This is a genomic window from Pseudoduganella namucuonensis (assembly GCF_900116645.1).
In the GTDB taxonomy this organism is placed as follows: Bacteria; Pseudomonadota; Gammaproteobacteria; order Burkholderiales; family Burkholderiaceae_D; genus Rugamonas; species Rugamonas namucuonensis.
This window is the reverse complement of the sequence record NZ_FPBO01000017.1, coordinates 103,898-128,582: the sequence shown is the minus strand read 5'-3', so window position 1 is coordinate 128,582 and position 24,685 is coordinate 103,898. Positions and strand designations below refer to the sequence as shown.

At 65.7% G+C, this 24,685-nt stretch carries 28 protein-coding genes; 12 read left to right on the top strand and 16 right to left on the bottom strand.

The window, feature by feature from the left end; genetic code table 11:
- Nucleotide 1: 1 nt before the first annotated feature.
- From purE to BM436_RS18625, 7 genes are all read right to left on the bottom strand, one after another.
- Nucleotides 2-502 carry a 5-(carboxyamino)imidazole ribonucleotide mutase gene (gene purE, locus BM436_RS18655; protein ID WP_093557031.1) on the bottom strand — a complete coding sequence of 167 codons (501 nt, stop codon included), beginning with the start codon at nt 500-502 and terminating at the stop codon, nt 2-4.
- A gap of 1 nt (nt 503) precedes the next feature.
- On the bottom strand, nt 504-1,400 hold the full coding sequence (locus BM436_RS18650; protein ID WP_093557030.1) for a phosphoribosylaminoimidazolesuccinocarboxamide synthase: 897 nt from the start codon (nt 1,398-1,400) through the stop codon (nt 504-506).
- A gap of 102 nt (nt 1,401-1,502) precedes the next feature.
- Entirely contained in the window at nt 1,503-2,567 is a 1,065-nt protein-coding gene (fba, locus tag BM436_RS18645; protein WP_093557029.1) for a class II fructose-bisphosphate aldolase, read from the bottom strand.
- A gap of 68 nt (nt 2,568-2,635) precedes the next feature.
- Entirely contained in the window at nt 2,636-4,084 is a 1,449-nt protein-coding gene (pyk, locus tag BM436_RS18640; protein ID WP_093557028.1) for a pyruvate kinase, read from the bottom strand.
- 100 nt (nt 4,085-4,184) lie between these two features.
- Nucleotides 4,185-5,396: a phosphoglycerate kinase gene (locus tag BM436_RS18635; RefSeq protein WP_093557027.1), complete on the bottom strand. Its 1,212-nt coding sequence runs from the start codon at nt 5,394-5,396 to the stop codon at nt 4,185-4,187.
- 63 nt (nt 5,397-5,459) lie between these two features.
- A complete protein-coding gene (locus BM436_RS18630) occupies nt 5,460-5,792 on the bottom strand; it encodes an AzlD domain-containing protein (protein ID WP_093557026.1) in 333 nt (110 codons plus the stop codon).
- Nucleotides 5,785-6,525: an AzlC family ABC transporter permease gene (locus BM436_RS18625; protein WP_093557025.1), complete on the bottom strand. Its 741-nt coding sequence runs from the start codon at nt 6,523-6,525 to the stop codon at nt 5,785-5,787. Before BM436_RS18625 ends, BM436_RS18630 begins: the two co-directional genes overlap by 8 nt.
- A 150-nt stretch (nt 6,526-6,675) precedes the next feature.
- Here BM436_RS18625 and BM436_RS18620 point away from each other — a divergent pair, with 150 nt between their 5' ends.
- From BM436_RS18620 to BM436_RS18605, 4 genes are all read left to right on the top strand, one after another.
- Nucleotides 6,676-6,882, top strand: a complete 207-nt coding sequence (locus tag BM436_RS18620; protein ID WP_093557024.1) for a zinc-finger domain-containing protein — start codon at nt 6,676-6,678, stop codon at nt 6,880-6,882.
- A gap of 26 nt (nt 6,883-6,908) precedes the next feature.
- Complete coding sequence (locus BM436_RS18615; protein WP_093557023.1) at nt 6,909-7,328, top strand: YybH family protein; 420 nt, start codon at nt 6,909-6,911, stop codon at nt 7,326-7,328.
- A 72-nt stretch (nt 7,329-7,400) separates the two neighbouring features.
- On the top strand, nt 7,401-8,393 hold the full coding sequence (locus tag BM436_RS18610; RefSeq protein WP_093557022.1) for a YheT family hydrolase: 993 nt from the start codon (nt 7,401-7,403) through the stop codon (nt 8,391-8,393).
- 3 nt (nt 8,394-8,396) lie between these two features.
- A complete protein-coding gene (locus BM436_RS18605) occupies nt 8,397-9,059 on the top strand; it encodes a DUF2946 family protein (RefSeq protein ID WP_093557021.1) in 663 nt (220 codons plus the stop codon).
- 12 nt (nt 9,060-9,071) lie between these two features.
- On the opposite strand, the gene BM436_RS18600 is transcribed toward BM436_RS18605, so the two are convergent.
- Both BM436_RS18600 and BM436_RS18595 read right to left on the bottom strand, forming a co-directional pair.
- Nucleotides 9,072-10,163, bottom strand: a complete 1,092-nt coding sequence (locus BM436_RS18600) for an FUSC family protein (RefSeq protein WP_093557020.1) — start codon at nt 10,161-10,163, stop codon at nt 9,072-9,074.
- Nucleotides 10,164-10,203: 40 nt separating this feature from the next.
- A complete protein-coding gene (locus BM436_RS18595; protein WP_093557065.1) occupies nt 10,204-11,694 on the bottom strand; it encodes a beta-barrel assembly-enhancing protease in 1,491 nt (496 codons plus the stop codon).
- A gap of 120 nt (nt 11,695-11,814) precedes the next feature.
- Between BM436_RS18595 and moaC the strand changes: the two genes are divergently transcribed.
- The 4 genes from moaC (at nt 11,815) to BM436_RS18575 (ending at nt 13,922) form a co-directional block, all read left to right on the top strand.
- Nucleotides 11,815-12,330: a cyclic pyranopterin monophosphate synthase MoaC gene (gene moaC / locus BM436_RS18590; protein ID WP_093557019.1), complete on the top strand. Its 516-nt coding sequence runs from the start codon at nt 11,815-11,817 to the stop codon at nt 12,328-12,330.
- Between the two features lie 80 nt (nt 12,331-12,410).
- Nucleotides 12,411-12,617: a hypothetical protein gene (locus tag BM436_RS18585; RefSeq protein ID WP_143133214.1), complete on the top strand. Its 207-nt coding sequence runs from the start codon at nt 12,411-12,413 to the stop codon at nt 12,615-12,617.
- Nucleotides 12,617-13,078: a type II toxin-antitoxin system VapC family toxin gene (locus tag BM436_RS18580; RefSeq protein ID WP_093557017.1), complete on the top strand. Its 462-nt coding sequence runs from the start codon at nt 12,617-12,619 to the stop codon at nt 13,076-13,078. Before BM436_RS18585 ends, BM436_RS18580 begins: the two co-directional genes overlap by 1 nt.
- Nucleotides 13,079-13,211: 133 nt before the next feature.
- Nucleotides 13,212-13,922, top strand: a complete 711-nt coding sequence (locus BM436_RS18575) for a flagellar brake protein (RefSeq protein ID WP_093557016.1) — start codon at nt 13,212-13,214, stop codon at nt 13,920-13,922.
- A 67-nt stretch (nt 13,923-13,989) separates the two neighbouring features.
- Here the strand turns inward: BM436_RS18575 and BM436_RS18570 are convergent, their stop codons facing one another.
- From BM436_RS18570 to recA, 7 genes are all read right to left on the bottom strand, one after another.
- Nucleotides 13,990-14,451, bottom strand: coding sequence for a pilin (locus BM436_RS18570; RefSeq protein ID WP_093557015.1), 462 nt, complete (start codon nt 14,449-14,451; stop codon nt 13,990-13,992).
- A gap of 217 nt (nt 14,452-14,668) precedes the next feature.
- Nucleotides 14,669-15,280 carry an FHA domain-containing protein gene (locus tag BM436_RS18565; protein WP_093557014.1) on the bottom strand — a complete coding sequence of 204 codons (612 nt, stop codon included), beginning with the start codon at nt 15,278-15,280 and terminating at the stop codon, nt 14,669-14,671.
- A gap of 169 nt (nt 15,281-15,449) precedes the next feature.
- The gene (gene sucD / locus BM436_RS18560) at nt 15,450-16,331 is read right to left on the bottom strand and encodes a succinate--CoA ligase subunit alpha (protein WP_093557013.1); all 882 of its coding nucleotides are present in this window, start codon (nt 16,329-16,331) and stop codon (nt 15,450-15,452) included.
- 13 nt (nt 16,332-16,344) lie between these two features.
- Nucleotides 16,345-17,511, bottom strand: coding sequence for an ADP-forming succinate--CoA ligase subunit beta (gene sucC / locus BM436_RS18555; RefSeq protein WP_093557012.1), 1,167 nt, complete (start codon nt 17,509-17,511; stop codon nt 16,345-16,347).
- An 80-nt stretch (nt 17,512-17,591) separates the two neighbouring features.
- On the bottom strand, nt 17,592-18,155 hold the full coding sequence (locus BM436_RS18550) for a DUF2889 domain-containing protein (RefSeq protein WP_093557011.1): 564 nt from the start codon (nt 18,153-18,155) through the stop codon (nt 17,592-17,594).
- Nucleotides 18,156-18,366: 211 nt separating this feature from the next.
- Nucleotides 18,367-18,825: a recombination regulator RecX gene (recX, locus tag BM436_RS18545; RefSeq protein ID WP_093557010.1), complete on the bottom strand. Its 459-nt coding sequence runs from the start codon at nt 18,823-18,825 to the stop codon at nt 18,367-18,369.
- Between the two features lie 49 nt (nt 18,826-18,874).
- Nucleotides 18,875-19,945 (bottom strand): recombinase RecA, encoded by a 1,071-nt coding sequence (recA, locus tag BM436_RS18540; protein WP_093557009.1) that lies wholly within the window; start codon nt 19,943-19,945, stop codon nt 18,875-18,877.
- A gap of 167 nt (nt 19,946-20,112) precedes the next feature.
- Between recA and BM436_RS18535 the strand changes: the two genes are divergently transcribed.
- Genes BM436_RS18535 through BM436_RS18520 form a run of 4 tightly spaced genes read left to right on the top strand, consistent with a single transcriptional unit; the run spans nt 20,113 to nt 24,669 of the window.
- On the top strand, nt 20,113-20,805 hold the full coding sequence (locus tag BM436_RS18535; RefSeq protein ID WP_093557008.1) for a response regulator: 693 nt from the start codon (nt 20,113-20,115) through the stop codon (nt 20,803-20,805).
- The gene (locus tag BM436_RS18530) at nt 20,802-22,343 is read left to right on the top strand and encodes a sensor histidine kinase (RefSeq protein WP_229490462.1); all 1,542 of its coding nucleotides are present in this window, start codon (nt 20,802-20,804) and stop codon (nt 22,341-22,343) included. Before BM436_RS18535 ends, BM436_RS18530 begins: the two co-directional genes overlap by 4 nt.
- Nucleotides 22,331-22,621 (top strand): DUF4212 domain-containing protein, encoded by a 291-nt coding sequence (locus tag BM436_RS18525; protein ID WP_093557007.1) that lies wholly within the window; start codon nt 22,331-22,333, stop codon nt 22,619-22,621. The genes BM436_RS18530 and BM436_RS18525 overlap by 13 nt, the downstream gene beginning before the upstream one ends.
- Nucleotides 22,618-24,669: a sodium:solute symporter family protein gene (locus BM436_RS18520; RefSeq protein WP_229490460.1), complete on the top strand. Its 2,052-nt coding sequence runs from the start codon at nt 22,618-22,620 to the stop codon at nt 24,667-24,669. The genes BM436_RS18525 and BM436_RS18520 overlap by 4 nt, the downstream gene beginning before the upstream one ends.
- Nucleotides 24,670-24,685 lie beyond the last annotated feature (16 nt).

Genomic DNA, 24,685 nt, shown 5'->3' with positions numbered 1-24,685 from the left:
TTCATTCCAGGGGCAGTGTCATGGCCTTGGCGGCGGCGGTCTGCTGGGCGCGGAAGGCTTCCAGCCGGCTGGCGAGGGCATCGTCGTTGGTGGCGATGATGGCCACCGCCGTCAGGGCCGCGTTGGCCGCGCCGGCCTCGCCGATGGCGAAGGTCGACACCGGCACGCCCTTGGGCATCTGCACGATGGACAGCAGCGAATCCTCGCCGCGCAGGTACTTGGACGGCACGGGCACGCCCAGCACCGGCACGATGGTCATCGCGGCCACCATGCCCGGCAGGTGGGCCGCGCCGCCGGCGCCGGCGATGATGGCGCGCAGGCCGCGCTCGCGCGCGCTTTTCGCGTAGGCGTACATCTCGTCCGGCATGCGGTGCGCCGAGATCACCTGCGCCTCGAACGGCACGCCGAACTGCTTGAGGATGGCGACCGCGTTCTGCATCACGTCCCAGTCCGAGGACGAGCCCATGATGACGCCGACCAGGGGTTTCTGTTGGTCGGCCATGTTATACCTTCAGCTTTTCGCCGGTGAGGCGCTCGATGGCCTCGAAGTACTTGGCCTGGGTTTTTTCAATGACCTCGGCCGGCAGCGCCGGCGCCGGGGCGGTCTTGCCCCAGTCGGTCAGCGTTTCCAGGTAGTCGCGCACGAACTGCTTGTCGAACGACGGCGGCGACATGTCCGGCGCGTAGGAGTCGGCGGGCCAGAAGCGCGAGGAGTCGGCCGTCAGCACCTCGTCCATCAGGTGCATGACGCCGTTCTCGTCCAGGCCGAACTCGAACTTGGTGTCGGCGATGATGATGCCGCGGGTGGCCGCGTAGTCGGCGGCGGTCTTGTACAGCTGGATGCTGATGTCGCGCATCTTGGCGGCCAGTTCGGCGCCGATGCGGCTTTCCATGTCGGCGAAGCTGATGTTCTCGTCGTGCTCGCCCAGGTCGGCCTTGGCGGCCGGGGTGAACAGCGGCTCGGCCAGCTTGTCGGCCTGGCGCAGGCCGGCCGGCAGTTCGATGCCGCAGATGCTGCCGGTGGCCTGGTAGTCTTTCCAGCCGGAACCGATGATGTAGCCGCGCACCACCGCCTCGACCATGATCGGCTTCAGCCGCTTGGCGACCACGGCGCGGCCCTTGACCTGCTCCACCTCGTCCGGCGCGACCACCGATTCCGGCGCCACGCCGGTCAGGTGGTTGGGCACGATGTGGCCGAGTTTTTCGAACCAGAAGTCGCTCATCTGGTTCAATACCATGCCCTTGCCGGGGATCGGTTCGTTCATGACGACGTCGAAGGCCGACAGGCGGTCGGTGGTGACGATCAGGATCTTGTCGTCGCCGACGGCGTAGTTGTCGCGGACTTTGCCGTGGCCGAGCAGTGGCAGGGACTTGATGGAGGATTGGTAAAGGCTGTTCATAGCGGAGGGGGATGTCTTGATAAGCGAAACCGGCGGGTGGTCGTCGCCCGCCGGTGTGAGTGTCGGGCCGGGGCGCCGCCCCGGTCCGTTCCAAACAGGATTTTACTTCACAATCTGCGCCAGCGAGCCGGACTTGTAGCGCTCGGCCATTTTTTCCAGCGCCAGCGGCTTGATCTTGCCGGCCTGGCCTTCGCAGCCGAACGACAGCAGGCGGGCCTTGACGATCTCCTCGGCGGCGGCGCGGGCCGGCTTCAGGTAGTCGCGCGGGTCGAACTTGGACGGGTTCTCGAACAGGTATTTGCGGATCGCGGCCGTCATCGCCAGGCGGATGTCGGTGTCGATGTTGATCTTGCGCACGCCGTGACGGATGCCTTCCTGGATTTCCTCGACCGGCACGCCGTAGGTTTCCTTCATGTCGCCGCCGAATTCGCGGATGATGGCCAGCAGTTCCTGCGGCACCGACGAGGAACCGTGCATCACCAGGTGGGTGTTGGGGATGCGGGCGTGGATTTCCTTGATGCGGTCGATCGCCAGGATGTCGCCGGTGGGCTTGCGGGTGAACTTGTAGGCGCCGTGCGAGGTGCCGATGGCGATGGCCAGCGCGTCGCACTGGGTGCGCTCGACGAAATCGGCGGCCTGCGCCACGTCGGTCAGCAGCTGTTCGCGGGTCATGGTGCCGTCGGCGCCGTGGCCGTCTTCCTTGTCGCCCTTCATGGTTTCCAGCGAACCGAGCACGCCCAGTTCGGCTTCCACCGTCACGCCGATGGCGTGCGAGAACTTCACCACTTCGCGCGACACGTCCACGTTGTAGTCGTAGGAGGCCACCGATTTGCCGTCCGCCTCCAGCGAGCCGTCCATCATCACCGAGGTGAAGCCGGAGCGGATCGCGGCCATGCAGACCGCCGGCGACTGGCCGTGGTCCTGGTGCATGACGACCGGGATGTGCGGGTAGGCCTCGACGGCGGCGTCGATCAGGTGGCGCAGGAAGGCTTCGCCGGCGTATTTGCGGGCGCCGGCCGAGGCCTGCATGATCACCGGGCTGTTCAGCGCGTCGGCGGCGGCCATGATGGCCTGCACCTGTTCCAGGTTGTTGACGTTGAAGGCGGGAATGCCATAGCCGTTTTCGGCGGCATGGTCCAGCAGTTGACGCATGGATACGAGAGACATGGTATTACTCCAATAACAATAAAAAAACCGGTGCGCAGTAGCGGAGCAATGGACCGCCGGCTGCCGTGTCAGGCGAACTCCCCGACTTTCACAATCTTAAGCGCATTGGTGCCGCCCACTTGGCCCATGGGCTCGCCCCAGGTGACGACGATCATGTCGCCCTTGCGCACGATGCCGTACTCGACCAGCAGGTCCTCGACCTGGCGCAGCACCACGTCGCTGTCGGCGCCCTGCGCCAGCTGGTAGGCGCGCACGTTGCGGTACAGCGAGGCCTTGCGGGCCGTGGCCACGCTGGGGGTCAGCGCGAAGATCGGCGTGTCGATGCTGTGGCGGCTCATCCACAGCGCGGTCGAACCGGACTCGGTCAGCGCCACGATGGCCTTCACGCGCAAATGATGCGCGGTGAACAGGGCGCCGTAGGCGATGGACTGGTCGATGCGGGTGAAACGCACGTTGAGGAAGTCGGCGTCGAGCTTGTTGTACTCGGACTGTTCCGCCTCCACGCAGATCGCGGCCATCATTTCGACGGTCTCGATCGGATACTTGCCGGAGGCCGTCTCGGCGGACGTCATCACGGCGTCGGTGCCGTCCAGCACCGCGTTGGCCACGTCCGACACCTCGGCGCGGGTCGGCACGGCGTTGACGATCATGGACTCCATCATCTGGGTCGCGGTGATGGCCAGCTTGTTCGATTCGCGCGCCATCTTGATCATGCGTTTTTGCAGCGCGGGGACGGCGGCGTTGCCCACCTCGACCGCCAAGTCCCCGCGGGCGACCATGATGCCGTCGGAGGCGTCCAGGATCTCCTGCAGCGCGGGGATGGCCTCGGCGCGCTCGATCTTGGCGATCATCATCGGCTTGTGGCGATACGGCTCGCCGGCGATGTTGGCCAGCTGGCGCGCCATCGCCATGTCGGTGGCGTTCTTGGGGAAGGAAATGGCCAGGTAGTCGCACTGGAAGCTCATCGCCGTCTTGATGTCCTCCATGTCCTTCGCGGTCAGGGCCGGCGCGGTCAGGCCGCCGCCCTGGCGGTTGATGCCCTTGTTGTTCGACAGCTCGCCGCCGATCTTGACGGTGGTGTGGATCTCGCTGCCGTTGATGCGGTCCACCACCAGCACGATCAGGCCGTCGTTCAGCAGCAGCGTGTCGCCGGGGCGCACGTCGGCCGGCAGGGCCTTGTAGTCCAGGCCCACGCGCTCCTGGTTGCCCAGCTCGCCGTTCTCGCCCCACTTGGCATCGAGGATGAACTTGTCGCCGTTGGCCAGTTCGATCCTGCCGTTCTCGAACTTGCCGATGCGGATCTTCGGTCCCTGCATGTCCGCCATGATGGCCACCTCGCGGCCGCACTCGGCCGCCGCTTGGCGCACCAGCGCCGCGCGGTCGATGTGGTCCTGCGCCTTGCCGTGCGAGAAGTTCAGGCGCACGACATCGACGCCCGCCCGTATCATCTTGACAAGAATGCCGAAGTCGGTGGAGGCCGGGCCGATGGTGGCGACGATTTTGGTACCACGGGACATAGAGTTCCTTAGCGTGAGGGGCGGATCAGAACTTGAAACCAGCGGCAAAGGCCGGGGTCAGACCCGGCGGGTCCGACCCCATAAGTTGCCTTGGGTTGTATTACTTGAAACGTTGCGTCAGGATTTCCACGGCCGGCAGGGTCTTGCCTTCCAGGAACTCCAGGAAGGCGCCGCCGCCGGTCGAGATATACCCGATTTTATCGGTAATGTCATATTTTGCAATCGCCGCCAGCGTATCACCACCGCCCGCGATCGAATATGCCTTGGAGCCGGCGATGGCCAGCGCCAGCGTCTTGGTGCCTTCGCCGAACTGGTCGAACTCGAACACGCCGACCGGGCCGTTCCACACCACGGTGCCGGCGGCGGCGATCTTGTCGGCCAGCAGTTGCGCGGTTTTCGGACCGATGTCCAGGATCATGTCGTCGTCGGCCACGTCGGCCACGTCCTTGGTGGTGGCCACGGCGGTCGGCGAGAACTCCTTGGCGCACACCACGTCCACCGGAATCGGCACCTCGGCGCCGCGCGCGGACATGATGTCGATGATGGCCTTGGCCTCTTCCACCAGGTCGTTCTCCACCAGCGACTTGCCGATGTTCAGGCCGACCGCCTTCATGAAGGTGTTGGCGATGCCGCCGCCGACGATCAGGCCGTCCACTTTCTCGGACAGCGCCTTCAGGATCGACAGCTTGGACGACACCTTGGAGCCGGCCACGATGGCCAGCAGCGGACGGGCCGGGGCGCCCAGCGCCTTGCCCAGCGCGTCCAACTCGGCGGCCAGCAGCGGGCCGGCGCAGGCGACCGGCGCGAACTTGGCGATGCCGTGGGTCGAGGCCTCGGCGCGGTGCGCGGTGCCGAAGGCGTCGTTGACGTAGACGTCGCACAGGGCGGCCATCTTCCGGGCCAGCTCATCCGCGTTCTTCTTTTCGCCCTTGTTGACGCGGACGTTTTCCAGCAGCACCACCTGGCCGGCCTGCAGGCCTTCCAGGCCGGCGCCTTCCACCCAGTTCTGTTTCAGTTCGACCGGCTGGCCCAGCAGCTCGGACAGGCGCGCGGCGACCGGCGCCAGGCTGTCTTCCGGCTTGAACTCGCCCTCGGTCGGACGGCCCAGGTGGGACGTGACCATCACCTTGGCGCCGGCGTCCAGCGCGGCGCGGATGGCCGGGACGGAGGCGCGGATGCGGGTGTCTTCGGTGATGTTGCCGGCATCATCTTGCGGCACGTTCAAGTCGGCGCGAATGAACACGCGCTTGCCTTGGAGCGCGTTTTGCGCGATCAGATCTTGCAGACGAATGAAGTTCAGAACAGCTTGCATGGCTACCCAGGAGATGAATGTTGGAAAGATCGCTATTTTACCGCAACGCGGCAATCGAATCCCTTAGAAAACGTGCAACAGTCTGAGCGCTGTGAACACCGCCATGCCGAAAATGATGGTTTCCAGCATGTTGCGGCGGAGCAGGTAGAAGGCGATCGCCAGCACGCCGGACACCAGTTTCAGGTTGTCCAGGGCCAGGTGCACCTGGCCGGCGCCGTCCAGCAGCAAGTCCGGCGCGACGATGGCGGCCAGCGCGCAGCCGGGCGCGTAGCGCAGCATTTCCTGCACCCGTTTCGGGATGTTGATGTGGTGCCCGACCACCCAGAACGAGGCGCGCGTGGCGGCCGTGGCGACGGCCAGGGCGACGATGGTGGCCCAGATTTCCCAGTCAGCCATGCTTGTGCGCCCTTTTCGCCGCCAGTTCGTCGACCGCCATGGCGGCCAGCATGCCGACCACGATGGCGGCCAGCAAGCCCAGTTTGTACGGCAGGCCCACCAGGGCCACGGCCACCGCGCCGGCCACCGCGACACCGGCCAGGGCGGGACGGTTCATCACCAGCGGCACCATGATGCAGACGATGGCCAGCGTGCCGGCGAAGCCCAGGCCCCATTCGGCCGGCACGGTGCTGCCCAGCAGGATGCCGGCGATGGAGCCGACCTGCCAGGAGATCCAGTTCGGGTACATCAGGCCCTTGAGGAAGGCGGCCTTGCCGGGCACGGGCGCGTCGGTCGGGTATTTTTGCAGGAACAGCGCGGCGGTCAGGTCGCCGGAGCAATAGCCAAGGATGAAGCGCTGGCGCAGCGGCAGATGGGAGAAATGGGGGGCCAGCAGGGCGGAGAAGATCACGAAGCGCAGGTTGACGGCGATGGCGGTGCAGAACACCACCCAGATCGGCGCGCCGGCCGCGATCAGCGGCAGCGAGGCCAGTTGCGCGGAACCGGCGAAGGCCATCAGGGTCATGCCGAAGGCCTGGGGGACGCTCAGGCCGCTCTTGATCATGGCCACGCCCACCACCAATCCCCAGGCGCCGATGCCGAACAGGGTCGGCATGCCGGTTTTCACGCCTTCGCGCCAGGCGGCTTTTTCGGGATCGTCTACTGCGGGGGGCGCGGGCTGGGGTTCGGTCATGTGGTTTTCCAGCCACACGCGTCTTATCGTACTGAAAACGATTGCGCTGGCCGGTGCTTTTATCAGGCGCTATTTTACCGATGATTTTTGTTGACTGCGCGAATCCGTTAAAATCGGTGTTTTAGCTATAGTTTTCCGGAGAAAGCAAAGATGACCAACGCCACCACGCCAGCGGCCGCAGCCGCAGTTGAGCTGGAAGGAAAAGACCTGCCGGCGCACTGCCCGAATCCAGCCATGCCACTGTGGTCCTCGCACCCGCGCGTATTTTTGGATTTCAACCACGACGGCCAGGCCAAGTGCCCGTACTGCGGCACCGCCTACCGCCTGAAACCGGGCACCGTGGTTTCCCACCACTAACGAGCAGCCGCCGGCCCGGAGCGACTATGAAGAAGAAGCAGTTGAACGGCAGCGCCACGGAAGTCGAAGCCGCTTTCTACGACGCGCTGAACCGGGCCGACCTGGACGCCTTGATGGCGCTGTGGGCCGACGACGACGAGATCGTCTGCATCCATCCGGGCGGACCGCGCCTGGTGGGCCACCGCGCGATCCGCGAATCGTGGGGCATCATCCTCGAGCACGGCGGGCTGCACATCATGCCCTCGCTGCTGCACGAGACGCATAATCTGATGAGTTCCATCCACTCCGTGGTGGAGGGTGTGACGGCCGCCAGCGGCGAGCCGGCGCACCTGGTCGCCAGCAATGTCTATATCAAGACGCCGAAGGGCTGGCGCATTGTGCTGCATCACGTGTCGGTCGCGCCGGGTCCCGTACCATTGCAGAACCCCGCGCAGATACTGCATTGAAAACCAACCGCAACTGCCGGGGTCAGACCCAACGGGTCTGACCCCTGAATTCGCCTTTGGTTTATTGACACCATGAAATACACCGCCCCACTCTGGTTGCCCACCGGCCATCTGCAAACGATCTACCCGGCCACCTGCATCGCCAAGCCGAGCGTGCCCTTCCGACGCGAGCGCTGGCAGGCGCCGGACGGCGATTTCATCGACGTCGACTTCGTCGACGGCCAGCCCGGCCAGCCCTTCGTGGCGCTGTTCCACGGCCTGGAGGGCTCGTCCGACAGCCACTACGCGCGCGCCCTGATGGCCGACGTGGCCGCGCGCGGCTGGTCCGGCGCGGTGCCGCACTTCCGCGGCTGCTCGGGCGAGCCCAACCTGGCGCCCCGCTTCTACCACTCCGGCGACGCCGTCGAGCTGGACTGGATCATCCGCCGCCTGCACCCGCGCGCCAGGGATGGCGCGTGCAGCCGCTTCTACGTGGCCGGCGTCTCGCTGGGCGGCAACGCGCTGCTGCGCTGGCTGGGCGAATCGCAGCACCAGGCCGAGTTCGTGGACGCCGCCTGCTCCGTGTCCGCCCCGCTGGACCTGGCGCGCGGCGGCGACGCGCTGTCGCGCGGCTTCAACCGCTTCTACACGCGCATGTTCCTGAACACGCTGAAACCGAAGTGCGTGGCCAAGCTCAAGCAGTTCCCCGGCCTGTTCGACCTGGAGGCGCTGATGGCGGCCAACGACCTGTACGCCTTCGACAACGTGGTGACCGCGCCGCTGCACGGCTACCGCGACACCGACGACTACTGGGACCGCGCCAGCGCCAAGCACGTGCTGCCCGACATCACCGTGCCCACCCTGGTGCTCAACGCGCAGAACGATCCCTTCCTGCCCGGCATCCACTTGCCACGCAAAGCGGCGTCCAGCGTGGTTCTGGATTATCCTGAGGCGGGCGGCCATGTGGGCTTCGCCGCCGGCGGCCCGCCCGGCCACCTCAATTGGCTGCCGCGGCGGCTGATCCAATTCCTGGAAGACGCGACCGCTGGCAAGGCGGCGCGCTCCGACCACTCGTGCGAAGCGTGAAACATGGATGACATCGTCAAACAGGCCATGGCCAAATGGCCGAACGTGCCCAACTGTTACGGCTGGCTGGGGCTGGACGCGCGCGGCAACTGGCGTATGCGCGACGAGCGCGCGCAGCAACTTGGACTGGCGGGCGACAAGCTGAGCAATCCGGCGCTGGTCGGCTTTATCGTGCGCAATTACGGCAGTGACGAGCGCGGCTGCTGGTATTTCCAGAACGGCCCGCAGCGCGTGTACCTGAACCTGGAAACCACGCCGTTCGTGGCGCGCACCGATCCGGCGGCCGGCTTCGCGCTGCACACCGGCGCCGCGTTCGCGCCCGAGGCCGCGTGGCTGACGGAGGCCGGCGAGCTGGTGCTGCGACAAGGGGATACCGTGGCCCAGCTCGACGACCGCGACATGGCGCAGGCGATGGAACGCCTGGAAATCGGCGGCCGGCCCGCCGGCGACGACGCCCTGCTCGCCTGGCTATCCGCAGCCGACGCCACCCGGGGACAGACCCCGGATCGGACGGCGCCGGCCACGGACGCGGCGCCGAACCGGGGTCTGTCCCCGGTTTCCGCGCCGCTGGTGCTGCGCGCGGGCGGGCGCGACATCCCCGTCCAGCATCTGCGCAGCGAAGACATCCCCTCGCGCTTCAACTTCCAGCGCCTGCCCGCCGCCTGACCCTGCCCCACGCTAGGGCGACAACTTCCCCAGCCCCCTGCGCAGCGCCCCGCCCGCCACCGCGCGGAAACGCGGACCATGCAGGCATACGCCACCGGCCAGTCCCACCAGGCAACCCAGCACGGTGTCGGCGAAGCGCGCGGCGACCAGCCCCGCGCCCGCGCCATGCCCCAGCGTGGCCGCCTCCGCCAGCAGGATGGTCATCGGCGTGATGAACAGGACCGCCAAGCCATAGTGGCGCACGACCATCATTTCGATAATGAAGGTCAGCAGCATCATGACCAGCGAAATCCGCCACGCGTCCAATGGCAGCAGCAACAGCGCCCAGGCCAGCGCCAGGCCCAGCGCCGTGCCCAGCACGCGTTGCAGCTGCTTGGTCCACAGGGCGCGCAGGGTCTGCGCCTGCATCACGGCCAGGCAACTGATCGGCGCCCAGTAAGCCTTCTCCATGCCCAGCGCCTGGGCCAGGGCCAGCGATCCGCCGACGAACACGCCGATCACCACGGAATCGAAGACCACGAAATCGAAGCCGGGTTCGGGCAGGGGGCGCACCGGGTCCGCCGGGCGCAGCCGCAACGACAGCAGGCTGTAGAAGAACGCGACGACGCAGGCCAGCAAACTCCCCAGCGCGCACAGGCCCACCATGCGCGGTATCTCCGCCAGCGCGGTGGGCGTGTACGCGCCGATGGCGGCGGCCATGATGAAGAACAGGCTGCCCGGCGGCCCCAGCTGGTAAAAGCGGCAGATCATGGTGACGACGATGGCGATGAAGGTCAGCATCGGCATCATCAGCGCCGGCACCAGATGGCTGAGCATGCCCAGCGCGTAGCTGGCCGTCATGCCGAAGGCGCCGGCCAGCAGCAGCACCATGCGGTGCGACATCGGCGTGTGCGGGCAATACAGGAAGACCATGCCGCCCAGCGAGGCGACCAGGCCGTGTTCCAGATTGCCGAACCAGGCGCCCGCCAGCAGCGGCAGGCCGGTGGCCAGCGCGGCGGCGAAGGGCATCTGCCAGAGGCGGTCGCTGGCGTTGACGGCCAACAAGGCGCGCGCCTCGGCCGCCAATAGCGCGCGCAGCCGGGCGATACCGTCGCCGGTGCTCATCCGGCATTCCTTGCCTGAGTCCTTGATGAGGGCATGCTTGCTACGGCTCTTTGTACTTGTCGCCCATCGCGTCCTTGCGGCGCTGCTTGAAATCGCGTTCGCGCGCGTCGATCTGGGCCTGGTCGTAGAACGACGCGTCGCTCGATTTGCGCGCCAGCGCCAGCTGGTCCAGCGCCGCCAGCGTGCCGCCCTGCAGCATGTACGACTCCGCCAGCGCCATGTGCTGCAAGGCCATCTTGCCCTGCTTGGAATAGGCCTTGGCCAGCAAGTCCTGCAACTCTGGCTCCTCGCGGTACAGCTGCGCCTGCTCGCGCAGGAAGCGCGCCGCCTCCTCGTGCTTGCCGGACGCCAGCATCGCCTCCGCGTACTGGTGCGTGATGCCGCGCGACAGCGGGAACGTCAGGTGCGCGGCCGAGGCCTCGGCCAGCGCCGCCGCGATCGCCTCCTGATTCGATTCCTGCCCCAGCTTGATGTCCAGCGACAAACTGGTGAACACGGCCGGCGCCGTGTCGCGCTTGCCCGGGCTGAAGGTGCCCTTCGGCGGCGGCGCCTCGATGGTCGCGCGCGCCTTGTCCAGCCAGCCCTGCGCGGCGGCCCAGTCGCGCTTCTTGTACATCGCGAACGCCATGCCGTACTGGCCGGCCGTCTTCTGCTGGCGGCTGTCCTGCTCGATCTGGCCCTGGAAATACTGCATGGATTCGGCCAGGCCCTGCGAACTCTCGTCCTGCAGCACGCGCGCGCGCGAACGCACCAGATAGAACTCCAGGCTGTCCAGCCGCTGCTTGTAGGGCTGCTCGCGGATGCGGGCCTGGATGTCGGCGATGCGTTCGGTGGTCAGCGGGTGGGTCAGCAGGTAGGCCGGCACCAGGTCGCTGTGCGAACGGCTGGCCGCCTGCATGCGCTGGAAAAAGCCGACCATGCCGCTGGTGTCGAAACCGGCCTCGCCCAGGATCTGGAAGCCGACCCGGTCCGCCTCGCGCTCGGCGTCGCGGCCGAAGTTGAGCTGGCGCTGGATGGCCAGGCCCTGGCCGCCCATCATCACGCCCATCGCCGCGTCCGTGTTCGACTTGGCGGCCAGCACCGCCAGGATCATGGCCGCCAGCGGAATCAGCGCGTCCTGCTTCTGCTGCCCGAGCTGGCGCGCGATGTGGCGCTGGGCGACGTGGCCGATCTCGTGTCCCAGCACGGACGCCAGTTCCGATTCCGTCTGCGCCGCCAGCAGCAGCGCCGAGTGCACCGCGATGAAGCCGCCCGGCAGCGCGAACGCGTTCAGCTGGCCGTCGCGCACGGCGAAGAAGAAGTAGTTGAAGCTGGCCTCGCCGCGCGCGCCCGGGTGGGCCGACACCAGCGTCGAGCCCAGGCTGTTCAGGTATTCGGTGATGGGCGCGTCGTCCAGGTAATCCTTGTTGCTGCGGATGTCATACATGATCTCCTCGCCCAGCTTGCGCTCGATGAGCGGCGACAGCTCCTGCCGTTCCGTGTCGCCCAGGTTGGGCAGGTTCAGCGGCTTGGACGGCATCATCTGCGCCATGCCCGGGGGCGCGGCGAACAAGAGGGAAAGGGCCAGGGAGACTATCAGGCGGGAGGGGCAACGTTTTGATTTCACGGTGATATGATACCTGTCAACACCAGCTACGGACTTCCACTATACATGAACAGCTCCACCCAAGACCCGGCGCCAAACGCGGGTCTCACCCACTTCGATTCCACCGGCCAGGCGCACATGGTCGATGTCGGCGCCAAGCAGGAAACCCACCGCGTCGCGGTCGCCAGCGGCAGCATCCGCATGAAGCCGGAGACACTGGCGATTATTGTATCGGGAACGGCCAAGAAGGGTGACGTGCTGGGTATCGCGCGCATCGCCGCCATCATGGGCGCCAAGCGCACCAGCGACCTTATCCCCTTGTGCCACCCGCTGGCGCTGACGCGCGTGAAGGTCGACCTGACCGCCGACGAGGCCACGTCCAGCGTGCATTGCACGGCGCAGGTGGAAACCCATGGCAAAACCGGCGTCGAAATGGAAGCGCTGACGGCCGTGCAGGTCGGCCTGCTCACCGTGTACGACATGTGCAAGGCCGTCGACCGGGGCATGGTGATGGGCGACATCCGCGTGATGGAGAAGCATGGCGGGAAGTCGGGGGATTGGACGGCCGATATGGATAAGTAATGCTGAGGAGGCGCTCGGCGACACTGAACCTGATACACGCTACACTAACTGCAACGTAGATGCTTATTGGGAGGTCTGCCATGGCCATATTGAGACATTCGCTGGACCATCATCAATTGGTCGACGCGGCCACTGATGAAGGCCCTGCCGTTGAGGACACAGTTGAAGCTCGCCGAGCTCGCCGTATGGTCGCCCTTAAAAAAGTGGCCGGCATCTGGTCGGACCGGTCGGACATTCCTGCCGACGGCTTGGAATACCAGCGCGAATTGAGGGCTGAAAGGCGCTAGTGCTTTTCGACACCAATATCCTGATCGACTGGAGCAAAAACTACCCAGAGGCATTGGCGGAACTGGCGTACTGGGATGGCCCAGCCATCAGCGCCATTACCTGGATGGAGCTCTATGGGGGCGCGAACGCGGATGAGATTCCACGGTTTGACGCGTTCATGGCTGAATTCGGGTTGGAGATCATCGAAATCGACGCCGAGATCATGCAAGCCGCTGCAGCGCTGGTAGCGGAGCGGCGGCGGATTGGACCAAAAATTTCGCTCCCCGACGCCATTATTGCCGCGACCGCCAAAATCAAAGGCTTAACCCTCATCACTCGCAACACCAAAGATTTCAAAGGGCCCAATGTACGTGTCCCTTATCGACTTGAAACGTCCATCACCGTTCGCATCGTCGATGTTAGCCCGCCGGGTGAAACGCCCACCAGTGGCACGCGCCCAACACTAACTCGCAAGAAGTAGGGTCCCCGCAGGGGACGCCGGCGCATCTCCGCAGCGGCGAGGCGAAGGCATAAGCGCCATCTTGCCGTGCTGCCGATGCCTGGATGGCCGTATATAATTGAAAAGATGAAATAGGCACAACAAAAGGCAGCGCATGACCAGCACCACTTCGCCGGCCGAGGCGAGGACGCAGGAATACGAGTTTGAAGAGATGAATCTGCAGGTGGGCGGCAGGATCCAGTTCATCACCCACCGCACCATCAAACCCATACAGCATTTCTCCACCATCATCGGCTGGGTCAAGGATGAATACCTGATCGTCAGGATCCCCCTCGAGAACGGCGCCCCGGTCGCCGTCAACGAGGGCGACAAGCTGACGATACGCGTATTTTCCGGCGTGAACGTGTGCTCCTTCCCCGCCATCGTGCAGCGCGTGTTCGGCCGCCCGCTGTTCTACGTCCATCTGAGCTTCCCCGACCAGATCCAGGGCACCAGCCTGCGCACCGCGATGCGGGTGCGGGTCGATATTCCGGCCGAGGTGAGTTGCGAGCAGACCGGCAAGGTGCCGGTGTCCCTGTTGAACCTGTCCGTGTCCGGCGCGCTGCTGGAGACGGGACGGAAATTGCCTCCGGACGAATCCCGGGTCGGCATCGCCTTCTCGTTGCTGGCGCCGCCCGACAACCGCCGGGTGCCGATACAAACCCAGGCGCTGGTGCGCAATGTCAACCTGGCGCGACCGGCGAACGAGGAGCGGGAGGTGTTCACCTACGGCGTGCAGTTCGTCGACCTGGCCCCGGAGCATTTCACGCTGCTGCAGAACCTCACCTACGAGGCGCTGATCGCGGACCGGCAGAAAATCGTTTAGGCAATAAAAAAACCGGGCGCGAGGCCCGGTTTCGTCGGCCACCGCCTGGCGGCGGTGTCAGCCCATATTAGGGGTTGTTCTTGGTGATGGCGGCCAGCGCGGCGGCTTGGGTCACGGTCGTCGTGTTCACCCACTTGATTTGCGAGTCGCCAGCCGGCAGGGTCGGGGTCGCGGTGATGATCAGGCCGTCAACGCCGGTGCCGATGCCGGTGCCCAGGGTGGCGGCGATCACGCCGTTGGTGACGGTGACGCTGGCCACTTCCTTGGTGGCGGTGAAGGCTGGGATGCCAGCGGCGCCGGTGTCGCAGGTGTCGAACGAGCCGCCCGCTTCCTGTGCGCACAGGCCAACGGCGGTCTTCATGGAGCTCACCGCGCCCAGGGCGTTACCGATCTTGGCCTTGATGGTGTAATCGCTGTAAGCAGGAATCGCCACGGCCGCCAGGATGCCGATGATCGCAACGACGATCATCAGTTCGATCAGGGTAAAACCGGCTTGGGCTTGCTGCTTCATCATTTTCATGGATTTCATTTTGCTTCTCCTCAAGGGTGACTACGAGTTAGGTTACGACACTTGAGTAAGAGCAATCGGCGTGCCAGCCTGTTCAGGCCGTTTTCGGCCCCCTTTTCGCCAATTTCTGTCAGCTTTGGCGCCCGCGACTGACGATTTTTGTCAGTTGGGGTGGCAGAACTTGTCACAGCGCTGCCGTTTTTCGCCAGTTGCCGGTTTTTGTCAGTGCCGGGGGCGCTCAATCTTGCCAGAAAGCCATCCGCGTTCCGCTGAGGTCGATCACGTCGCCGTTTTGCAGCCGCTTCGGCTGCCTGCCGAGGGCGACGCCGTTCAGCGTGGTGACCGCGTCGCCTTCCACCTGGGCGATGGAATAGGCGTCCACCCCGCGTGAAATCACCACCACTTGCACCACGGGACGGCCCAGCGTGGTCAGCGGCTTGGTCAGCGCCAGTTGCTTGCCGGCGTTGCCGCCGTTGAGCACTTCGATGCGTCCCTCGGCGGCCGCCGGGGCGTTGCGCAGGGGCACGGTGGCGTCGGCGACCGGCGCGCCCAGCGGGCGGACGCCGTCGGCGAGGTATTGGATCTGGTATTTGGCCAGCTTGATCGCGTCCTGGTGCTGGAGGAAGTGCTTGCCGATGCGGTGGCCGTTGACGAAGGTGCCGTTGGTGCTTTGCAGGTCTTCCAGGAAGGAGTCGTCGAGGATGGTCGTGATGACGGCGTGCTCGCCGCTCACGGCTCCATGGCTGAGCACGATGTCGTTGTGGCTGCGGCGGCCGATGGTCATCCGCTCCTTGCTCAACTGGACTTCCCGCTCGACCACGCCGTCGCGCGAAATGATGATCTTCCCCAACCTGTCCTCCGGATGATGCCAACAATTCTGGGGACAGACCCACCGCGCCACACGCCTTGGCAAGGGCATGGGACGCGGATCGCGGGTCTGTCCCCGGTTTGCGCCGCTGTGGCCCCCCAAAAAAAACGGGGAGCCTAGGCTCCCCGTCATTATTCACCAAAAGCTTGAATTACAGCATTGCTTTCAGCAAACGTGCCATCTCGGATGGGTTTTTGGTCACGGTGATGCCGCAGGCTTCCATGATTTCCAGTTTCGCGTCCGCGGTGTCGGCGCCGCCGGAGATCAGCGCGCCGGCGTGGCCCATGCGCTTGCCCGGAGGAGCGGTGACGCCGGCGATGAAGCCGACCACTGGTTTCTTCATGTTGTCCTTGATCCAACGCGCGGCGTTGGCTTCGTCCGGACCGCCGATTTCGCCGATCATGATGACCGCGTCGGTGTCGGGATCGTCATTGAACATGCGCATCACGTCAATGTGCTTCAGACCGTTGATCGGGTCGCCGCCGATGCCGACTGCCGACGACTGGCCCAGGCCCAGCGCGGTCAGCTGACCGACCGCCTCGTAGGTCAGGGTGCCCGAACGGGACACCACGCCGATGCGGCCCTTGCGGTGGATGTGACCCGGCATGATGCCGATCTTGATTTCGTCGGGGGTGATCAGGCCTGGGCAGTTAGGGCCCAGCAGCAGGGTCTTGGAACCGGCCTTGGCCATGCGGTCCTTGATTTCCATCATGTCGCGGACAGGAATGCCTTCGGTGATGCAAATCGCCAGTTCCAGCTCGGCTTCCACGGCTTCCCAGATCGCGGCGGCGGCGCCCGCTGGTGGAACGTAGATCACCGACACGGTCGCGCCGGTTTCCGAGGCGGCTTCTTTCACCGACGCGTAGATCGGGATGCCTTCGAAATCTTCGCCGGCTTTCTTCGGGTTCACGCCGGCAACGAAGGCGTTTTTGCCGTTCGCGTAGTCGCGGCACATGCGGGTGTGGAACTGGCCGGTTTTACCAGTGATGCCCTGGGTGATGACTTTGGTGTCTTTATTGATCAGGATGGACATAGTGATTCCTTAATTAATTACCAGCTGCGGCGGCGACAACGCTCTTGGCCGCGTCTTCCATGGTGTCGGCGGCAATGATGGGCAGACCGGAGTCGGCCAGCATCTTCTTGCCCAGATCTTCGTTGGTGCCCTTCATGCGGACCACCAGCGGCACCTTCAGCGAAACGGCTTTCGACGCGGTGATCACGCCTTCGGCGATCACGTCGCAGCGCATGATGCCGCCGAAGATGTTGACCAGGATGGCTTTCAGGCCTGGGTTTTTCAGCATGATCTTGAACGCTTCGGTCACTTTCTCTGCCGTCGCGCCGCCGCCCACGTCCAGGAAGTTGGCAGGCTCGCCGCCGAACAGCTTGATGGTGTCCATGGTGGCCATGGCCAGGCCGGCGCCGTTCACCAGGCAGCCGATGTTGCCGTCCAGGGAGATGTAGGCCAGGTCGAATTTCGAGGCTTCGACTTCGGCTGGATCTTCCTCGTCCAGGTCGCGGTAGGCGACGATTTCCGGATGACGGAACAGCGCGTTCGAATCGAAGTTGAACTTGGCGTCCAGGGCGATGACCTTGCCGGAACCGGTCAGGATCAGCGGGTTGATCTCGGCCAGCGAGGCGTCGGTTTCCCAGTAGGCTTTGTACAGGCCTTGCAGGTTGGCGCGCGCGTCGGCGATCGATTCGGCCGGCACGCCGATTTTCGCGGCGACGGAGTCGGCGTCGGCGTCGGTCAGGCCGACGGCCGGATCGATGATCACGTTGTGGATCAGCTCAGGGTGCTTCTCGGCCACTTCCTCGATGTCCATGCCGCCTTCGGACGAGGCCATCAGGACCACGCGCTGGGAAACACGGTCGGTCACCAGCGAAACGTACAGTTCCTTCTTGATGTCCGCGCCTTCTTCGATCATCAGGCGGCGCACTTTCTGGCCTTCCGGACCGGTCTGGTGGGTCACCAGCTGCATGCCCATGATCTGGTCCGAGTACTCTTTCACTTGTTCCAGGGACTTGGCAACCTTGACGCCGCCGCCTTTGCCGCGGCCGCCAGCATGGATCTGCGCTTTCACAACCCAGACCGGACCGCCCAGGGTTTCAGCGGCTTTCACCGCCTCTTCCACGGACATGCACGGAATGCCGCGCGGAACCGTCACTCCGAATTTTCGGAGGATCTCTTTGCCTTGATACTCATGGATTTTCATGCTGGCTTCCCTTCTGATTGATACTGATGTGTAAGTTATGGTTGAATTTCAAAGAAAAACAGATGCTGCTGTGCGCCAGGTCAACTCTCCTTCACTACCCAGCGCGGGTAAAACTGGGCAACTGCCCCGCCGTCGGTGCGGAGGGCGTGGCATTTGTCGAGTTGAAACGGTTTGTCGTGCGGCACGTGCGCGCTGGCCGCGTCATGCGTGGGCCAGACGTCGCTGGCAAAAGCCTGGACCGCTGCCGTGGGCAGGATCTGGGCCAGTTCCGTGAGGTGGGTGCAGCCGGCGATGCCATGCAGGCGCTGCTTGAGCTCATGCCGGAAGCCCTTCATCAGGTTCAAGCCCACCAGTGCCTCGTAGGCGGGGCCGATGGTGTCGCAAAAACCGGGATATGGAACGGCGGAGGATACTGCCTCGGCGGCGACGATGGTCAGTTGGCGGTCGACGGTGACGCGCAGCCACAGATCGTGCAATGGCTGGCCGGCGACGCGCGGGCCGGAAGCAAGCAGGGTGTCGTTTTCCTTGATGTCGGTGATATGGGCGTCGAGATCCCACAGGCCATCGTCGCGTTTGAACGCTTGGATGTCGATGGCGCGCGTGTGCCGCAGCGCACGTCGAGAGACTGGAGTTGACAAGGACATATACCGACGCCGCTTTCGCGGCAGAAATTAGTAAGCAGCCATGTACTTTTAAAAGTATCAAAAAAGCACGTTGCCGCAGCTTCTACGGACAACCACCGCACCCGCGGTGCTGCAAAAACCCCAAAAGTGTAGCACACCCCGGCGCGAGTTGCGATGTGTCAAATACCAAGTAGTGGGAATTTATGAGCCGGGAAGCCGAAGTTAATGGCAGTTAAAACTCGTCGTCGGGGTCGTGGCCTTGCATGGCGGCGCGCACGGCGCGCTGGGAAAAACCGCGCTGGATCAGGAAGCGCATCTGCTTGTTGCGCTCTTGCGCGTCCCGGGGCGGCTCGCCGAATTTGCGGCGCCACACCTCGCAACAGCGCGCCGTTTCGCCGTCGGCCAGGCCGGCCTTCAGTTCCTGCAGCGCCTCGCCGGCGATGCCGTGGCTTTGCAGCTCGGCGACGATGCGGCTGTTGCCGTAGCGCGCGGAGCGGCGGTGGATCAGGGATTCGGAGAAACGCTCCTGCGACAGCCAGTTGTTCTTCTCCAGGAAGTCCAGCAGGGCGTCGACGTCGTCGCCCTCCTCGGCGTAGCGCGACAGCTTGCGCGCCAGTTCCAGCCGGCTGTGCTCGCGGGTGGACAGCAGGCGCAGCGCGCGGGCCTTGAGGCTGGGGGGCGGGAGGGGCATGGAATGAAAAAAGAAAAAGGCGGGCCGCGGCCCGCCTTGCCAACGATGATTAATCGACCGCCTTGAGCTTGGGCGCGGGTTCCTCGCCCAGTTTCGGCGGCAACTCGCGCACGCCCAGCGAGGCGCGCACCTTGTTCTCGATCTCGCGCGCCAAGTCCGGACGCTCCTTCAGGTAGGTGCGGGCGTTGTCCTTGCCCTGGCCGATGCGCTCGCCGTTGTAGCTGTACCAGGAACCGGACTTCTCGACGATCTTGCCGTCCGCGCCCAGGTCCAGGATCTCGCCCTCGCGCGACGTGCCTTCCCCATACAGGATGTCGAAGTGCGCTTCCTTGAACGGCGGCGCGATCTTGTTCTTGACGACCTTGACCTTGGTTTCGTTGCCGATCACCTCGTCGCCGGACTTGATGGAGCCGGTGCGGCGGATGTCCAGGCGCACGGAGGCGTAGAACTTCAGCGCGTTGCCGCCGGTGGTGGTTTCGGGCGAACCGAACATCACGCCGATCTTCATGCGGATCTGGTTGATGAAGATGACCAGGGTGTTGGTGCGGTTGATGGAGCCGGTCAGCTTGCGCAGCGCCTGCGACATCAAACGGGCCTGCAGGCCCGGCAGCGAGTCGCCCATGTCGCCCTCGATCTCGGCGCGCGGCGTCAGCGCCGCGACGGAGTCGACCACCACCATGTCCACCGAGCCGGAGCGCACCAGCGCGTCGCAGATCTCCAGCGCCTGCTCGCCCGTGTCCGGCTGCGAGATCAGCAGCTCGTGCAGGTTCACGCCCAGTTTCTGCGCGTAGCCCACGTCCAGCGCGTGCTCGGCGTCGATGAAGGCGCAGGTGCCGCCCAGTTTTTGCATTTCCGCGATGGTCTGCAGGGTCAGCGTGGTTTTGCCCGACGATTCCGGACCGTAGATCTCGACCACGCGGCCGCGCGGCAGGCCGCCCACGCCCAGCGCGATGTCCAGGCCCAGGGAGCCGGTGGACACCACCTGGACTTCCTCGATGGGGGCGCTGGCGTCCATGCGCATCACGGAACCCTTGCCGAACTGCTTCTCGATCTGTGCCAGCGCAGCGGCCAGGGCCTTGGCCTTCTCCGCCGCGGGTACTACAGCTTTCTTGTCGTCCATAATGGTCTTTCCGCGTGATGTTTGGTGTGTACAGGCAGTACTGTATAAAAAACCAGTGCTTTTTGCAAGCACTGTTTTGAACGGAACGTGTTTCCCCTGATTCCGATCAAAAGCTGGCAATGTTAAGGGAAATAAAACAGAATACAAGTTCCGTAGACGGGAGGACCATGCGTATTTTACTTGCCGAGGACGACAGCGTGCTGGCCGACGGGCTGACGCGTTCGCTGCGCCAGTCCGGCTATGCCATCGATTGCGTGAAGAACGGCCAGGAGGCCGACACCGCGCTGTCGACCCAGGAGTTCGACTTGCTGATCCTGGACCTGGGCCTGCCCAAGATGCCGGGCCTGGAGGTGCTGCGCCGCCTGCGGGCCCGCTCCTCGCTGCTGCCGGTGCTGATCCTGACGGCGGCCGACTCGATCGAGCAGCGCGTCAACGGCCTGGACCTGGGCGCCGACGACTACATGGCGAAACCGTTCGCGCTGTCCGAGCTGGAGGCGCGGGTGCGCGCGCTGACCCGGCGCGGCCAGGGCGGCGGCTCCACCGTCATCAAGCACGGCCCGCTGACCTACGACCAGGTGGGCCGCAGCGCCTACATCAACGAGCAGATGCTGGACCTGTCGGCGCGCGAGCTGGGCCTGCTGGAGATCCTGCTGGCGCGCACCGGGCGCCTGGTGTCCAAGGAGCAGCTGGTGGACCACCTGTGCGAATGGGGCGAGGAGGTCAGCAACAACGCCATCGAGGTGTATGTGCACCGGCTGCGCAAGAAGATCGAGGTGGGCGGCGTGCGCATCGCCACCGTGCGCGGACTGGGCTACTGCCTGGAAAAATACAGCGACGCGCCGCGCCCCGAAGCGAAGTGAACGAACGGGAGCCGGGAGCCGCCGACCAGGACGCCGATCCCGCGTCCTGGTATGAATCGCCCCCGGCCGACCGCGACAACGAGATCCAGCATTCGCTGTTCGGCGAGATCCTGGACTGGATGCTGGCCCCGCTGCTGCTGCTGTGGCCGATGAGCATCGCCATCACCTACCTGGTCGCCAAGTCCATCGCCAACCAGCCCTTCGACCACGCGCTGGAGGACAGCGTGACGGTGCTGGCGCAGCAGATCCACGAGGTGAACGGCAAGCTGGCGCCGCGCCTGCCCGGCTCGGCGCGCGACATCCTGCGCGCCGACGACGTGGACAGCGTCTATTTCCAGATCGTCGGCCCCGCCGGCGAGCACCAGGACGGCGACCGCGACCTGCCGGCCCCGCCCGAGGACGACAAGGGCCGCCCCGGCGTGGTCCAGTTCCGCAACGGCAACCTGCACGGCACGCCGATCCGCATCGCCTATTCCTATGTGCTGCTGGAGGACCACGGCGCCGAGGAGACCCGGCTGGCGCTGGTGCAGGTGGCCGAGACGCTGGAAAAGCGCGGCGCCCTGGCCAACGAGATCATCAAGGGCGTCATCCTGCCGCAGTTCATCGTGCTGCCCATCGTGCTGGCCCTGGTGTGGTTCGCGCTGGCCCGCGGCCTGTCGCCGCTGGCCCAGTTGCAGGAGCGGATACGGGCGCGCAGCTCGGACGACCTGAGCCCGATCGACTCGGGCCAGGTGCCGGAGGAGATCACGCCGCTGGTGCGCTCGCTGAACGACCTGCTGGGCCGGCTGTCGCTGTCGATCGAGATGCAGAAGCGCTTCATCGCCGACGCCGCGCACCAGATGAAGACGCCGCTGGCGGGCATGCGCATGCAGTCCGAGCTGGCGCTGCGCCAGACCGACCACGGCGAGATCCACCGCTCGCTGGAGCAGCTGGCGAAAAGCTCGGAGGCCGCCACCCGCCTGGTCAACCAGCTGCTGGCCCTGGCCCGCGCGGAAAACCAGCCGCAGGCCGGCGCCGCGCTGCTGCCGGTGGACCTGGTGGAGCTGGCCCGCGGCGCCGTGCGCGACTGGGTGCCGGCCTCCTTCAACTACCGCATCGACCTGGGCTTCGAGGCGCCGGCCGGCGACGGCGACGTGCTCATCGACGGCAACCCGACCATGCTGCGCGAGATGCTGTCCAACCTGGTCGACAACGCGCTGCGCTACACGCCGGCCCACGGCGCGGTCACGGTGCGCGTGCGCCGCACCGAGAGCGCCGGCGTCGTCGAGGTGGAGGACACCGGGCCCGGCATCCCGCAGGCCGAGCGCGGCCACGTGTTCGAGCGCTTCTACCGCATCCTCGGCAGCAGCGCCGAGGGCAGCGGCCTGGGGCTGGCCATCGTGCGCGAGATCGCCCAGCAGCACAACGCCGAGGTGGACATCTTCAGCAACCCGCGCAGCACCAGCGCCAAGATGCCGGGCGCCCTGTTCCGCCTGACCTTCCCGCTGCGCCCGCCCGAACCGGACCCCGAACAGGAAGACGCCTCATGGATGCCTTGAACACCCCGCCCGCGACGCCCACGCGGCGCGCCCGCCGCGCCCTGCACTGGCGGCGCACCCGCGACACCACCGCGCTGCTGCTGCTGCTGTGGATGCTGACCAGCTTCGGCGCCGTGTTCTTCGCGCGCGAGCTGAGCGGCCTGACGCTGTTCGGCTGGCCCATGTCCTTCTACCTGGCGGCGCAGGGCGCCTCGCTGGTCTACCTGGCCATCATCGGCGGCTACGCCTGGCGCATGCGCCGGCTGGACCGCCAGTACCAGGCGGGGGAACGGACGTGAGGCACGGCCAGCCCGCCCCCCTGTTCCAGCGCCTGTCGCGCTACTACCTGCTGTTCACCGGCGGCTTCGGCTGCTTCCTGGCGGCGCTGGCCATGCTGGAGAACGAGGGCATGCCGCGGGTGTGGATAGGCTATCTGTTCATGCTGGCCACCATCACGCTGTACGCCTTCATCGGCCTGGTCAGCCGCACCTCCAACGTGGCCGAGTACTACGTGGCGGGGCGGCGCGTGCCGGCCATGTTCAACGGCATGGCCACCGCCGCCGACTGGATCTCGGCGGCCAGCTTCATCAGCCTGGCCGGCACGCTGTACCTGCACGGCTTCGACGGCCTGGCCTACATCATGGGCTGGACCGGCGGCTACTGCCTGGTGGCGCTCCTGATCGCGCCCTACCTGCGCCGCTTCAGCCAGTACACGATTCCCGACTTCCTGGCCGCGCGCTACGGCGGCCCGCACCACGGCCGCATCGTGCGCATCATGGCGGTGGCGGCCACCATCATCGTCTCCTTCACCTACGTGGTGGCGCAGATCTACGCGGTCGGGCTGATCGCCTCGCGCTTCACCGGCGTCGACTTCTCGGTCGGCATCTTCCTCGGCCTGGCCAGCATCCTGGTGTGCTCCTTCCTGGGCGGCATGCGCGCCATCACCTGGACCCAGGTGGCGCAGTACATCATCATCCTGGTGGCCTTCCTGATCCCGGCCATGTGGCTGTCGGCCAAGCACAGCGACAATCCCATCCCCCAGGTGGCCTACGGCAAGCTGCTGCCGGAGCTGGGCGCGCGCGAGCGCGGCCTGGCCGCCGACCCGAAGGAGCTGGAGGTGCGCGCCATCTTCCTGCGCCGCGCGCAGGACTACGCGCGCAAGCTGGAGGGCCTGCCCGGCAGCTGGGACACGGGCCGCTTCGAGGCCCAGCGCCAGCTGGACGTGGCCAAGCAGCGCAACGCCTCGCTGCTGGACATCCGCAACGCCGAGAAGGCGCTGCTCGCCTATCCGAAGACGGCCGAGGACGCGGCCGGCGCCTGGCGGACCGCGCGCGACCACAACCTGCGGCGTGCGGCGCCACCGGTGCCGCACGCGGAACCCTTCGTGGCCAGGGACAAGGCGGCCTCGGACAACAAGCGCAACAACTTCCTGGCGCTGGTGTTCTGCCTGATGGTGGGCACCGCCGCCCTGCCCCACATCCTGATGCGCTCCTACACCACGCCCTCGGTGCACGAGACGCGCGTGTCGGTGTTCTGGACGCTGTTCTTCATCCTGCTGATCTACCTCACCATCCCGGCACTGGCGGTGCTGGTCAAATACGACATCTACACCGCCATGGTGGGCAGCGAGTTCTCGCACCTGCCCACCTGGGTGTCGTACTGGGCCAACGTCGACAAGCTGCATCCGCTGATCAGCATCACCGACATCAACCGCGACGGCGTGGTGCAGCTGGCCGAGATCGCCATCGACGGCGACGTGCTGGTGCTGGCCACGCCGGAGATCGCCGGGCTGCCCTACGTGATCTCCGGCCTGGTGGCGGCCGGCGGCCTGGCCGCCGCGCTGTCCACCGCCGACGGCCTGCTGCTGGCGATCTCGAACGCGCTGTCGCACGACATCTATTACCAGATCGTCGATCCCGGCGCCTCCACCCAGAAGCGGGTGACGATCTCCAAGCTGCTGCTACTGGCGGTGGCCTTCATCGCCGCCTACGCCGCCTCCACCAAGCCGGCCGACATCCTGTCGCTGGTGAGCGCCGCGTTCTCGCTGGCCGGCTCCACCCTGTTCCCGGCGCTGGTGCTGGGCGTGTTCTGGCAGCGCGCCACGCGCCAGGGCGCGGTGGCCGGCATGGTGGCCGGCTTCTGCGTGTGCCTGTATTACATGGTGCACGCCAATCCCATCCTCGGCGGCAGCGCGGCCGGCCAGTGGTTCGGCATCGCGCCGGTGTCGGCCGGCATCTTCGGCGTGCCGGCCGGGCTGCTGACGATGGCGCTGGTCAGCTGGCTGACGCCGCCGCCCGGACGCGACGTGCAGGCGCTGGTGGCCCATATACGCACCCCGGAGACATGACGCGGCGAGGGAAGGC